Genomic DNA, 12512 nt, shown 5'->3' on the forward strand with positions numbered 1-12512 from the left:
CCGCTTCCGGCGGTGGCCGCCGCCACGCCGCCGTCGTGCGATTCCGCAAACGCCCGCCGTTCGCCGACAGCGCCCTGCCCTGCTCCCTTCCAGAATCTGCCTGTCGTCCGACGCATCGTCGATCGAAGCGTCCGACGTTCCGCTGAAAAGCGTCGAAGACCGTGCCGGCGCGCATCGCGCGATACGGCACGTCTGCCCACCCGCAGCCCCACTTCGGACAGGATCGAACCATGTCACATCATCTCGACTCCCCGCTCGCGCGGCAGGACATTCGCCTCGACATCACCGACCTCTACTGCTTTCGCGGGGAGACGGGAACGGTGCTGGCGATCAACGTTTGCCACTCGATCGCGGGCGACGTGCCGACACCCGGCTATCACCCCGAAGGGTTCTACGAATTCAAGCTCGATCTGAACGGCGATGCGATCGAAGAGCTCACGTACCGGATCCGCTTCGACGCGCGCGATACGCACGGGCGCCAGCGCTTCGAGCTGCGCCGTATCGCGGGTGCGGCAGCCACCGATCCGCATGCCGACGGCGAATTCGTCGCGCGCGGCAGCACCGACGAAGCGGTTACCGCGCCGTCCGGTACGCGAGTCTGGGCCGGCAAGGCAGGCGATCCGTTCTGGATCGAACCCGACGTGCTGCATGCGGTCGGCCACGCGTTCCAGGATGGCACCCCGCTCGACCTCGGTACGTGGCAGCCGGGCGATGCACGCAACCTGTTCGCGGGCCACACCGTCTACTCGATCGTGCTCGAAGTGCCCGACGCCGAGCTCCTCGCGAATGCCGACGCGAACCGCAAGGTCGGCGTATGGGCAGTGGCGACCCTCGCGACGGACGCCGGCGGCTGGCGATCGATCAATCGCGTCGGGCTGCCGATGATTCATCCGCTCTTCACGCAATACAACGAGGACCTCGGCGACCGGCTGAACGCGGGCCGCCCCGCCGACGACCTCGCGACATACGGCGAAACGGTGATTGCATCGGTGGCCGGCGCGGTGCGCGCGAACGGCACCGCCGAAGATCCGGTCGGCTATGCAACCGCCGTCGCGCATCGGTTCCTGCCGAACGTCCTGCCGTACACGATCGGCACGCCCGCCGTGTTCGGCATGGCCGAGTGGAACGGGCGATCGCTCACCGACAACGCGCCGGACGTGATGTTCACGATCGCGTCGAACACGCCGATCCGCCTCGGAATCGGCAAGGAATCGGTCACGTCGAAGCCGTCGTCCACGTTCCCGTACGTTCCGAAAACCTGACGCCGGTCCGGCGTTTCCCGCGTCCGGCGTCCGCGAGTCGCCGGGCGCGCGGCTCCCCTTGACGAGGCTGCCATGCTTGCACGTCGACATCTCCCGCCGTCCGGCACCGACCGGGCACACCGACATCGCATCACGTCGATCGATCTTTCCGCGATCGCGATCGTCGCCTTCATCGTGCTGTTGCACGTCGTCGGCTGGGGTACGCTGATCGCGCTGATCGTCCCGCAGCATCTGAGCGTCGGTTCCCGTGCGTTCGGAATCGGCGCGGGCATCACCGCGTATTCGCTCGGCATGCGCCACGCGTTCGACGCGGACCACATCGCCGCGATCGACAACACCACGCGCAAGCTGCTCGGTGAAGGCCAGCGCTCGGCGAGCGTCGGCTTCTGGTTTTCGTTCGGGCACTCGAGCGTCGTATTCGGGCTCGCCGTGCTCATCTCGTTCGGCATGCGCTCGTTGTCCGCGCATGTGGTGGACGCCGGATCGACGCTGCGCGCGCTGACCAGCGTGCTCGGCGCCGTCGTATCGAGCGTCTTTCTCTACGCGATCGCGGCACTCAACGTCGCCGCGTTCTACGACCTGTACGCGGCGTTCCGCGCGATGCGCACGGGCCGTTACGACGAAGCCCAACTCGAGCGGCGCCTCGAGTCGCGCGGCCTCGTCGCCCGCGTGCTCGCCCCGCTGATGCGCATCGTGCGCAAGCCGGGCCAGATGTACTTCGTCGGCCTGCTGTTCGGGCTGGGCTTCGATACGGCGACCGAGATCGCGCTGCTGGTGCTGACCGGCTCCGGCGCCGCCTCGGGTCTCCCGTGGTACGCGATTCTCTGTCTGCCCGTGCTGTTCGCGGCCGGCATGTTGCTGTTCGACACGATCGACGGTTCGTTCATGCACGTCGCGTACGGATGGGCCCTCGCACGGCCCGTTCGCAAGATCTACTACAACCTGGTCGTCACCGGTCTCTCGATCGGCGTCGCGCTCGTCATCGGCACCGTCGAGGTACTCGGCCTGCTCAACCGCGCACTGGGTACGCACGGTGCGGCCGGCACATGGCTCGCCACGCTCGATCTGAACGATCTCGGCTTTGCGATCGTCGGCCTGTTCGTCGCCACCTGGGCCGTGTCGATCGCGATCTGGAAGGTCGGGCGGTTCGAGCAGCGCTGGGCCGTCGGCCGCGACGCATAGCATTGCGCAACGTCACGTTCACTTGCCTACGGAGGGCATCCATCATGAGCAAAGTCATACTCGTCACCGGCGCGTCCAGCGGCTTCGGCCGGCTGACGGCCGAGGCGCTCGCACGCGCGGGCCACACCGTCTATGCGTCGATGCGCGACATCGGCGGGCGCAATGCGCCGGCGCGCGAACAGCTGCACGCCCTCGCACGCGACGCCGGCATCGACCTGCGCCCGCTCGAACTCGACGTACAGTCCGACGCGTCGATCGATCGCGCCGTCGCGCAGGTGATCGAGCAAGCGGGCCGCATCGACGTGCTGATCCACAATGCCGGCCACATGGCATTCGGCCCGGCCGAAGCGTTCACGCCGGAGCAGTATGCGCAGCTGTACGACATCAACGTGCTCAGCACCCAGCGTGTGAACCGCGCCGTGCTGCCCCACCTGCGCGGCCGGCGCGAGGGACTGCTGATCTGGGTATCGAGCAGCAGCGCCGCTGGCGGCACGCCGCCGTACCTCGCACCGTATTTCGGCGCGAAGGCCGCGATGGACGCGATCGCCGTGCTGTATGCGCGCGAACTGTCTCGCTGGGGCATCGAGACGTCGATCGTCGTGCCGGGCGCATTCACGCAGGGCACGAATCATTTCGCCCACGCGAGCGCGCCGGCCGACGCCGCGCGTGCGGCCGAATACGACGCCGGACCCTATGCGGACTTCGGCCGCGAAGTGCAGGAAGCGTTCGCCGCGATCGTGCCGGCACACGCGCACGCGAGCCTCGTCGCCGATGCCATCGTGGACGTCGTCGCGACGCCTGCCGGCAAGCGGCCGTTTCGCGTGCACATCGATCCGACCGAAGACGGCGCGAACGTCGGCTTTACGGTGCTCGACCGGCTGCGCGCGGAGATGCTGCATCGCGTCGGGCTGTCCGATCTTCTGTCGCCGCACGTCCCGACGTCGAATCGCGCGTGACGCGCGCTGTTTCACCCGCAATCGATCATCCACCCGTCCGGGCTCGGCCGCGATGCGCCGCGTCCGCAGTCGCCCGGCCTTCATTGAAGGAGCACCCATGTCTCAATCGTCCGACAAGATCGCCATCGTTACCGGTTCGTCGCGCGGCATCGGCGCCGATATCGCAGTTCGCCTCGCGCACGACGGGTTCAAGGTCGTCGTCAACTATGCAAGCAACGCGGCGCCGGCGGAAGAAGTCGTCGCCCGCATCCGCCAGGCGGGCGGCGATGCGTTGCTCGTCAAGGCCGACATCGCCGATCCGGCGGCCACCATCGCGATGTTCGATGCGGCGGAAAAGGCATACGGCGGCGTCGACGTCGTCGTCAACAGCGCCGGCGTGATGCTTCAGGCACGGATCGCCGAATTCGACGACGCGACGTTCGACCGAGCGGTCGCCATCAACTTCAAGGGCGCGTTCAACGTGTGCCGCGAAGCCGCGCGCCGCGTGCGCGACGGCGGCCGGATCATGAACCTGACGACGAGCGTGACCGGCGTGCGTCTGCCGACCTATGCGGTGTACATCGCGACGAAGTGCGCGGTCGAAGGGCTCACGCAGGTGCTCGCACAGGAACTGCGCGGTCGCCGCATCAGCGTCAACGCGGTCGCACCGGGGCCGGTCGCCACCGAGCTGTTCCTCGCCGGCAAGAGCCCGGAACTCATCGAACGCATGGAGAAGATGAATCCGATGGAGCGGCTCGGGCAGCCGGAGGACATCTCGGCCGTCGTCGCGTTCCTCGCGAGCCCGCAGGGCGGATGGATCAACGGCCAGGTCGTACGCGCAAACGGCGGAATGTGCTGACGACGGCCGGACGAGCGTGAAGCGCCGACGGCGGCCGCGCTCGCGCATGTCGGGCGAACGTGCCGACATGCGCGAACGCCGGTTGCGTCAACGGCGTTGGCCGCCTCGTCCGCCTCCGATGAGCAAGGAGTCTCCATGAAGCCGATCGTCATCCGCCCGTTGAAAACGCTTTGCCTGTCGAGCGCCGTGGCGCTCGCCGCGTGGGTCGTATGGGCGGCCCAGTCGCCGCGGTTCTTCGACACGATCGAAGCGGTCGGCTCGGATACCGAATTGCCGCTCGAACGCATGGCGAGCGGCAGCGCATTCGTCGCCAACCAATCGCCCGCCGCGCACGCGCTCGTGCGCATGCCCGCCCACCTGACCGCATGGAATGCCGCCGGCTACGCCGATCCGCCTCGCCAGGCCCCTGTCGACAAGCAGCTCGGCCACGCCGATCGAGCGCCCGGTTACCGGCACTCGATCAACGATTCGAAAGACTGGACATGATGCGACAAGCACCGGCGCGATGCGGGGCAGTCCGGCACCGCGCCGGCACGTGCGGGGCGACGGCTGGCCCGCACGGCCCCGCGTGCGCTCAGGCCGCTTGCTCGATCTGCTCCAGCACCGACGCCAGAATCATCGCGCCTGCATTGAGCGGCACCGGGCGGGTCGGCCGCGGCCGGTAAATCGAATCGCCCGGCTCGACCGGACGCCCGCTTACCGCGCATACGCCGCCGACGCGCGCACGCGCCGTCTGCCAGACCTGGTCGCCATACGAGCAATGCGTCGCATCGCGCCACGCGATCGATACGGTCGTCGCGGTCTGGCGCTCGACGAAACTGACGGCTACCGTGCGCCGCGCCGACACCGCGGACGGCTTGTGCCTCGGATCGGGGCCGGTGCGCGTGCGGCGCGCTTCCCGAGGCCGCGCGGCCGCACGCACGTCGCGCGGCGCACACAGTTGCGTGAGCAGACCGAGCGTCTGCGTCCACGGATCGATGTCCGTCACGTTCGTTCGACTCTCCATCACCGTTCCTCTCCGTTGCGTGAACCCATCGTGTTTTCCCGCCGCGCGCCGAGCATCAGCGCCGCTGTGTGCCGGCCCGATACGTCGCCTGCGCGGATGGCGCGCGGCGCGACGGCATCGCGCATCGGAGCCGGCTGCGGCAGTCGCCCGCGGGTGTCGTCATGCGCGCCGGCGCCGCCGCACAGAAACGCCTCGCTGATCGCGAGGAACGCGCGAATCCGCTCACCGTTCTTCATGGGCACCCGTCCTCCAGCAGCACGGCGTGGCGCCGACGAAGCGCTTGAATACCGTCGTGAAATGCGCCTGCGAACGGAATCCGCTACTCAGCGCCACGTCGAGCACGTTGTGCCGCGATTCGAGCAGCAATTGCTGTGCGCGCTCGATCCGGCGGCGCATCAGGTATTCGTGCGGCCGCAGCCCCGTCGCATGACGAAACTGCGCGGCGAAGTGCATGCGCGTGAGGCCGGCGCTGCGCGCCATGTCGGCCAGGCCGATCGGGTCGGCGAGATGGGTGTCCACGTATTCGACGACACGCCGCATCCGCCACGACGGCAACTCGGCCGTCCGCCGCGCATCGCGCTGCGGCGCCGAGAAGTGACGGGCGATGACGCGCGACACGATCGCGAGACCGACGCCGTCGGCGAACACCTTGCCGAGCGCGCCGTCGCGCGTGTGCGACACCGCGAGCGCCTGGCCGAGCCGCTCAAGGGCCGGGTCGCGGATCAGGCGCGGATCGTCGATGACGACATCGCCCGACGGCGGCCGGCCGAACAGGTCTTCGTAGCATTCGGCAAGCACGCGTTGCGACGCGAACAGGTGCAGCACGTCGCTCGCGCCGTGGAATACGGCCCGGCATGGTACGCCCGGCGCGGTGATCTGCGCGGTGCCCGCCGTCAAACGTCCGTCGACCAGCACGCGGCCCGCGTGCGCAAACGTCAGCGACGTGCATTTGAGGCTGATGCCGATGCAGTGCCATCGGTCGCTGCCGTCGCTCGACACGGCGACAGACGTCGACTCCTTTCGCGTCCACCGCGAAAGCGCCATATCGGCCTGCGGCGCCACGCCGGGTTCGCGCCATGCGCGCTCGACGTTGATCGGATCGTGCGAGGCCGGTTGCCGACCGCACGCGTCGACGTCATGAACGGAACCTGAGAGATTCGGCAAGGAAAGCATCATGATGGTTATCCGAAAAAGATCGTAAGACGATGATCGGCAGCGGTGCGCCGCGTCGACTCAACGGTAGCGAATCGGTACCGCGCGGGCCAGCCGTACATAGGGATGCACGAAAACGACAATCGATGGGGCGCGTCATATCGAGGTTTAATGACGCGAAGCGGACACCTTCAGGCGATTTCGCGGGCACCACGCAGCGTGCCGCCCGCATGCCGCCGCCGCACGCCGGAATCGCCACCGATCGAACGGGGCATCGATCCGGCCAACGCCTTCATACTTTCGTATAGTCCGGCGATGCGTTCGGCTGGTGCGGTGACGCCCGACATGGACACAGTCTCGAAGCCCGGCAAGCGCGCATTCAACCCGCAACGGCGAACGCAGGTTTTCCGATAGGCACGAACGCAACCGCGCGGTTCGCGCCACGACCGGATACGGCGCGCCCGCTCCGTGCCAATGGACAAACCGGCGTGCGCTGCGGCAATCCTGCCCGGCGCGCAAACCCGATACTCCAGTTGCCCGAACGACGACGATATCGATGCGCGGCGCGGCGCAGGCACCGTCTCGCGCCTGTCCGACACGGCGCCCCGGTCGCACCGCAATCGCACCGGTATGTCGCGGGCGGGAATCTCCACACGCGCACGGGCCGGGCATCGACGCCCGTCTCGGCGCCACGTTCAACGAGAGGAAAACATGCGCCCCATCAAGCTCGCCGTATTGGCCCTGATCCCGCTGCTCACGGTGGCGACTGCCGCAGTCGCACAGGACACGGCCGCCGCCTCGGCATCCGCCGTATCGACCGCCGGCAAGAAACAGCTCCGCCGCGCTAACTGGCACACCGAAACCCGGGTCCGCAAGGCACTGACGTCGACACGCGGTCTCGCGACGTCGGACATTCGCGTCGTCGCACGCGCAAACACGATCACGCTCGACGGCACCGTTCCCGAACAAGCGCAGATCGAGCTCGCGCAAACCGCGGCGCAGACCGCCGCGCCGGCGAAGTCGGTGGTCAACCACCTGTCCGTGAAGGAACCCGGACATTGACGCACGCATGACGGCGCAGGCATGCACCGCCACGGACGGCGCGATCGCGAACGCGCGCACGACGGCGATCTCGGCAATGCGGACAGGTTTCATCACGACACGCTCCTGACGGGTTCGACGCAGCGCATCGACGATGCGCCGCCGGCAGCATGGCCGCGGCGCGGGCTGCCTGACGTGCGCATTCTCGGTAAGGCGCCCGCGCGGAGTGCTGACCGGCGGATGACAAATTTGAAATCCGCGACCAATGCCGCCCCGCCCCCACAGATAACGACTTCGTAATCCTCGAGTCAGGGTCGGGTCAACGCTGCGCCGGCAGACTGCACGCTCGTCGCATCGAATGCGCATCCGAGCCCTGCTTCGAGGAGCACCATCATGTGGATCGTCCGGCTGGCGTTACGCAGGCCTTACACGTTCGTCGTACTCGCGCTGCTGATCTTCATCGCGGGACCGCTCGCGCTGCTGCGCACGCCGACCGACATCTTCCCGAGCATCGACATTCCGGTCGTCAGCATCGTCTGGTCGTACAACGGCTTCTCCGCGGAGGACATGGCCAAGCGGATCACGTCGAACTACGAACGCGCGCTCACGTCCGACGTCGACGACATCGAGCACATCGAGTCGCAGTCGCTGAACGGCGTGTCGGTCGTGAAGATCTTCTTCCACCCGGGCGCCGACATCAATCGCGCAATCGCGGAAGCCGCGAGCAACGCCGCGTCGATCCTGCGCATCCTGCCGCCCGGCACGCTGCCGCCGAACATCATCACGTACAACGCGTCGACGGTGCCGATCCTGCAGCTCGGGCTGTCGAGCGACACGCTCGCCGAGCAGCAGCTGTACGATCTCGGCAACAGCTTCATCCGCACCCAGCTCGCGACCGTCCAGGGCGCGGCCGTGCCGCTGCCGTTCGGCGGCAAGATCCGCCAGATCGTCGTCGACCTCGATACGCGCGCGCTGCAGGCGAAAGGGCTCGCACCGATCGACGTCGTCAACGCGATCAATGCGCAGAACCTGATCCTGCCGGGCGGCACCGCGAAAATCGGCACGCACGAATACAACGTGCAGATGAACGGCAGCACGCAGACGGTCGCCGCGCTGAACGACCTGCCGGTGAAGACGATCGGCGGCAATGTCGTGTACGTGCGCGACGTCGCGCACGTTCGCGACGGCTACGCGCCGCAGACCAACATCGTGCGGGCGGACGGCAAGCGCGCGGCGCTGCTGACGGTCGAGAAAACCGGCAGCGCGTCAACGTTGACGATCATCGACCAGGTGAAGGCGATGCTGCCGAAGATCTCGGCCGGGCTGCCGAAGGCGCTGCACATTGCGCCGCTCGACGATCAGTCCGTGTTCGTGAAGGCGGCGGTCCAGGGCGTCGTGCGCGAAGCGCTGATCGCCGCCTGCCTGACCGCGCTGATGATCCTGCTGTTTCTCGGCAGCTGGCGCGCGACGCTGATCATCGCGGTCACGATCCCGCTCGCGGTGCTCACGTCGCTGCTCGCGCTGTCCGCGCTCGGCCAGACCATCAACATCATGACGCTCGGCGGGCTCGCGCTCGCGGTCGGGATCCTCGTCGACGACGCGACCGTCGCGATCGAGAACATCACGCATCATCTCGAGCTCGGTGCGCCGCTCGAGGACGCGATCCTGACCGGTGCAGGCGAGATCGCAGTGCCGACCTTCGTGTCGACGCTGTCGATCTGCATCGTGTTCGTGCCGATGTTCCTGCTGACGGGCGTCGCGCGCTATCTGTTCGTGCCGCTGGCCGAGGCCGTGATCTTCGCGATGATCGCGTCGTACTTCTTCTCGCGCACGCTGGTGCCGACGCTCGCGATGGCGCTGATGCGCGCCAAGGGGAGCGGCCGGCCGCCGCGTGGCGCCTTCGCACGCATTGCGCGTTTCCAGGCGGCGTTCGAGCATCGCTTCGAGGCCGTGCGGCTGCGCTATCGCGCATTGTTGTCCGCGGCGATCGCGCGGCGGCGCCGCTTCGCGGCCGCGTTCCTGCTCGCATGTGTCGCATCGACGGGCCTCTACGCGTTCGCCGGGCAGGACTTCTTCCCGTCGGTCGACACCGGCGAGATCCGCCTGCATCTGCGCGCGCCGACCGGCACACGGATCGAGGAAACCGCTCGGCTGACCGACGAAGTCGAAGCGAAGATCCGTGGCGTGATTCCGGCGAACCAGCTCGCCGGCGTGCTCGACAACATCGGCGTGCCGGTCAGCGGAATCAACCTCACGTACGATTCGTCGGACCCGATCGGCACCGAGGACGCCGACGTGCTCGTCACGCTGAAGCCGAATCACGCGTCGACCGCCGCCTACGTCGCGACGCTGCGCAACGTGCTCGCGCAGTCGTTCCCCGGCGTGACGTTCGCGTTCCTGCCGGCCGACATCGTCAGCCAGATCCTCAATTTCGGGTTGCCGGCGCCGATCGACATCCAGATCGTCGGCAACAAGCTCGACCAGAACCGCGCGGTCGCGGATGCATTGCTCGCGAAGCTGCGCGGCGTGCGCGGGCTCGTCGACGCACGCATCCAGCAGCCCGGCGACGAACCGGCGATCGACGTGAACGTGGACCGCACGAAGGCGATCCAGGCGGGCCTGCAGCAGCGCGACGTCGCGCAGAACCTGTTGATCGCGCTGTCCGGCAGCTCGCAGACGACGCCGAACTTCTGGCTCGATCCGCGCAACGGCGTCAGCTACCCGGTGCTCGTGCAGACGCCGCAATACACGGTGAATTCGCTGCAGTCGCTCGCGAACGTGCCGCTGCCCGCCGGCACCGCGAGCACGCCGCAGACGCCGGCCGGCGGCCCGGCCGCAGGCGCGTCCGCGCAGAACCTGCTCGGCGCGCTCGGCACGTTCTCGCGCTCGACCCAGCAGGCCGTGGTGTCGCACTACAACGTGCAGCCGGTGCTCGACATCTTCGCGGCGGTGCAGGGGCGCGATCTCGGCGGCGTCACTGCCGACGTGACGAAGCTCGTCGACGCCGCGCGCGCACAACTGCCGCCCGGCTCGTCGATCGTGCTGCGCGGCCAGGTGCAGGCAATGCACGAGTCGTTCTCGGGCCTGCTCGGCGGCCTCGCGCTCGCGATCTCGCTGGTCTACCTGCTGATGGTCGTGAACTTCCAGTCGTGGCTCGATCCGCTCGTGATTGTCGGCGGGCTGCCGGCGTCGCTCGCCGGCATCGCGTGGATGCTGTTCGTCACGGGCACCACGCTGTCGGTGCCCGCGCTGACCGGCACGATCCTGTGTATCGGCATCGCGACCGCGAACAGCATTCTCGTCGTGAACGCGGCGCGTGAGCTGCTCGCGGCCGGCGCGCCGCCGTGGCAGGCCGCGCTCGACGCAGGCTTCAGCCGCTTCCGGCCCGTCGTGATGACCGCGCTCGCGATGCTGATCGGCATGCTGCCGATGGCGCTCGGCCTCGGCGACGGCGGCGAGCAGAACGCGCCGCTCGGCCGCGCGGTGATCGGCGGCCTCGCGTTCGGCACGTGCTCGACGCTGCTGTTCGTGCCGGTGCTGTTCGGCTTCGTTCACGCGTGGCTCGCGCGGCGTGTGCAGCACGCGCCCGACACGCCAGCGCTGCGTTGAGTGCAGACGGCCGCCCCTTCTCATCCTTCGATTCGCCCGACCCGGACCCATCATGAACGACTCGATCGAACCCGTCGCCCCACCGCCCGCCGCCGAAGCGGCTACCGCGCCCGCAGCCGTGCCGCCCGCCGCACGCGGCGCCGCCCCCGACACGCCGCCGCCTCGCCGCGCCCGCAAGCTCGCCGTGCCGCTCGCGGCCGTCGCGCTCGCCGCCGCGCTGCTCGCGCTCGGCATCGTGCCGCGTATCGATGCACGCGCCGCGCAGCGTGCGCAGGTGGCCGCGCAGCAGGCGCTGCCGGTGTCGGTCGTCGTGCCCGGCGCGGCGCCGGCCGACCAGACGCTGACGCTGCCCGGCTCGGTGGCGCCCTATGCGGACGCGTCGATCTATGCGCGCACGAGCGGCTACGTCGCGCACTGGAGCGCCGATCTCGGCACCCACGTGAAGGCCGGCCAGACGCTCGCGCAAATCTCGGCGCCCGATCTCGACGCGCAATTGCGCCAGGCGCGCGCCGACGAAGCGAGCGCGCAGGCGAACTACGACTATGCGAAATCGACCGCGCAGCGCTGGCAGGACATGCTGAACACGCAATCGGTCTCGCAGCAGGACACCGACACGAAGGTCGCGGACATGAACGCGAAGCGCGCGATGCTCGCGTCCGCGCAGGCGAACGTCGCGCATCTTGCCGAACTCGTGTCGTACGAGTCCGTCACCGCGCCGTTCGACGGCGTGATCACCGCACGCAACGTCGACGTCGGCACGCTGGTCACGGCGGGCGGCACGCCCGGCAGCCCGGGCCTGTCCGGCGAACTGTTCCATCTCGAACAGACGGACACGCTGCGCGTGTTCGTCGACGTGCCGCAGGACAGCGCGGCCGGCGTATCGACCGACACGCCGGTCTACCTGACGACGCCCCAGTATCCGGGGCGGCGGCTTGCCGCGCGGGTCGCGCGCAGCGCGGGCGCGATCGATCCCGTCACGCGCACGCTGCGCGTCGAGATCGACGTCGACAACCACGATGGCGCGCTGATGCCCGGCGCGTATGCGCAGGCGCATCTCGCCGTGCCGAGCGCGGCGCCGGCGCTCGATCTGCCGGTCAGTGCGCTGCTGTTCCGGCCGAACGGCGTGACGGTCGCCACCGTCGGCGCGAACGGCCGAACCGCGCTGAAGACCGTGCAGATCGGACGCGATTTCGGCACGCGCGTCGAAATCGTCGCGGGGCTCGCGGCAACCGATCGCGTGATCGACAACCCGGGCGATGCGATCACGGCCGGCGAAGCCGTGAAGATCGTGTCGACCGCGCACGATGCGGCGCCGGTTGCCGCCTCGGCTGCGCGCCCCGCGCAACCTGCCTCTGCCTCTGCCTCCTCCGCCGCCGCGCGCGTCGCGCCGCCGATGCGTGCCGCCGGCGCCGATGGTGCCGCGATGGCCGCATCGGCGCCGGTCTCGGCGCCCGCGCGCGGCTGAC

At 68.8% G+C, this 12512-nt stretch carries 12 protein-coding genes; 8 read left to right on the forward strand and 4 right to left on the reverse strand.

The window, feature by feature from the left end:
• Positions 1-230: 230 nt before the first annotated feature.
• From WT97_RS20975 to WT97_RS20995, 5 genes are all read left to right on the forward strand, one after another.
• The gene (locus tag WT97_RS20975; protein ID WP_060354314.1) at positions 231-1262 is read left to right on the forward strand and encodes a DUF4331 family protein; all 1032 of its coding nucleotides are present in this window, start codon (positions 231-233) and stop codon (positions 1260-1262) included.
• Positions 1263-1334: 72 nt separating this feature from the next.
• Positions 1335-2444 (forward strand): HoxN/HupN/NixA family nickel/cobalt transporter, encoded by a 1110-nt coding sequence (locus tag WT97_RS20980; RefSeq protein WP_082751464.1) that lies wholly within the window; start codon positions 1335-1337, stop codon positions 2442-2444.
• Positions 2445-2488: 44 nt separating this feature from the next.
• The gene (locus WT97_RS20985; protein ID WP_060354315.1) at positions 2489-3400 is read left to right on the forward strand and encodes an SDR family oxidoreductase; all 912 of its coding nucleotides are present in this window, start codon (positions 2489-2491) and stop codon (positions 3398-3400) included.
• Positions 3401-3497: 97 nt separating this feature from the next.
• Entirely contained in the window at positions 3498-4238 is a 741-nt protein-coding gene (locus WT97_RS20990; RefSeq protein WP_082741922.1) for an SDR family oxidoreductase, read from the forward strand.
• Positions 4239-4373: 135 nt separating this feature from the next.
• Positions 4374-4724 (forward strand): hypothetical protein, encoded by a 351-nt coding sequence (locus WT97_RS20995; protein ID WP_060354316.1) that lies wholly within the window; start codon positions 4374-4376, stop codon positions 4722-4724.
• Between the two features lie 88 nt (positions 4725-4812).
• Here WT97_RS20995 and WT97_RS21000 read toward each other — a convergent pair whose 3' ends face one another.
• From WT97_RS21000 to WT97_RS34215, 4 genes are all read right to left on the reverse strand, one after another.
• Positions 4813-5244, reverse strand: coding sequence for a DUF3331 domain-containing protein (locus tag WT97_RS21000; protein WP_179949801.1), 432 nt, complete (start codon positions 5242-5244; stop codon positions 4813-4815).
• Entirely contained in the window at positions 5244-5480 is a 237-nt protein-coding gene (locus WT97_RS21005) for a hypothetical protein (protein WP_257128544.1), read from the reverse strand. The genes WT97_RS21000 and WT97_RS21005 overlap by 1 nt, the downstream gene beginning before the upstream one ends.
• Positions 5467-6420: an AraC family transcriptional regulator gene (locus tag WT97_RS21010; protein ID WP_059790908.1), complete on the reverse strand. Its 954-nt coding sequence runs from the start codon at positions 6418-6420 to the stop codon at positions 5467-5469. The genes WT97_RS21005 and WT97_RS21010 overlap by 14 nt, the downstream gene beginning before the upstream one ends.
• Positions 6421-6587: 167 nt before the next feature.
• Positions 6588-6743, reverse strand: coding sequence for a hypothetical protein (locus tag WT97_RS34215; protein WP_156440301.1), 156 nt, complete (start codon positions 6741-6743; stop codon positions 6588-6590).
• A gap of 364 nt (positions 6744-7107) precedes the next feature.
• Here WT97_RS34215 and WT97_RS21015 point away from each other — a divergent pair, with 364 nt between their 5' ends.
• From WT97_RS21015 to WT97_RS21025, 3 genes are all read left to right on the forward strand, one after another.
• On the forward strand, positions 7108-7458 hold the full coding sequence (locus tag WT97_RS21015) for a BON domain-containing protein (RefSeq protein ID WP_059790910.1): 351 nt from the start codon (positions 7108-7110) through the stop codon (positions 7456-7458).
• 372 nt (positions 7459-7830) lie between these two features.
• On the forward strand, positions 7831-11046 hold the full coding sequence (locus WT97_RS21020; protein ID WP_060354319.1) for an efflux RND transporter permease subunit: 3216 nt from the start codon (positions 7831-7833) through the stop codon (positions 11044-11046).
• A gap of 52 nt (positions 11047-11098) precedes the next feature.
• Positions 11099-12511, forward strand: a complete 1413-nt coding sequence (locus WT97_RS21025) for an efflux RND transporter periplasmic adaptor subunit (protein WP_060354320.1) — start codon at positions 11099-11101, stop codon at positions 12509-12511.
• Position 12512: the final 1 nt, after the last annotated feature.

It is taken from the genome of Burkholderia sp. MSMB1459WGS (assembly GCF_001534535.1).
Classification (GTDB): Bacteria; Pseudomonadota; Gammaproteobacteria; order Burkholderiales; family Burkholderiaceae; genus Burkholderia.

Bases quoted from the DNA above. Each gene is read 5' to 3' on its own strand.
- WT97_RS20975 (WP_060354314.1), top strand. From the start codon at position 231: ATGTCACATCATCTCGACTCCCCGCTCGCGCGGCAGGACATTCGCCTC.
- WT97_RS20980 (WP_082751464.1), top strand. From the start codon at position 1,335: ATGCTTGCACGTCGACATCTCCCGCCGTCCGGCACCGACCGGGCACAC.
- WT97_RS20985 (WP_060354315.1), top strand. From the start codon at position 2,489: ATGAGCAAAGTCATACTCGTCACCGGCGCGTCCAGCGGCTTCGGCCGG.
- WT97_RS20990 (WP_082741922.1), top strand. From the start codon at position 3,498: ATGTCTCAATCGTCCGACAAGATCGCCATCGTTACCGGTTCGTCGCGC.
- WT97_RS20995 (WP_060354316.1), top strand. From the start codon at position 4,374: ATGAAGCCGATCGTCATCCGCCCGTTGAAAACGCTTTGCCTGTCGAGC.
- WT97_RS21000 (WP_179949801.1), bottom strand. From the start codon at position 5,244: ATGGAGAGTCGAACGAACGTGACGGACATCGATCCGTGGACGCAGACG.
- WT97_RS21005 (WP_257128544.1), bottom strand. From the start codon at position 5,480: ATGAAGAACGGTGAGCGGATTCGCGCGTTCCTCGCGATCAGCGAGGCG.
- WT97_RS21010 (WP_059790908.1), bottom strand. From the start codon at position 6,420: ATGATGCTTTCCTTGCCGAATCTCTCAGGTTCCGTTCATGACGTCGAC.
- WT97_RS34215 (WP_156440301.1), bottom strand. From the start codon at position 6,743: ATGTCGGGCGTCACCGCACCAGCCGAACGCATCGCCGGACTATACGAA.
- WT97_RS21015 (WP_059790910.1), top strand. From the start codon at position 7,108: ATGCGCCCCATCAAGCTCGCCGTATTGGCCCTGATCCCGCTGCTCACG.
- WT97_RS21020 (WP_060354319.1), top strand. From the start codon at position 7,831: ATGTGGATCGTCCGGCTGGCGTTACGCAGGCCTTACACGTTCGTCGTA.
- WT97_RS21025 (WP_060354320.1), top strand. From the start codon at position 11,099: ATGAACGACTCGATCGAACCCGTCGCCCCACCGCCCGCCGCCGAAGCG.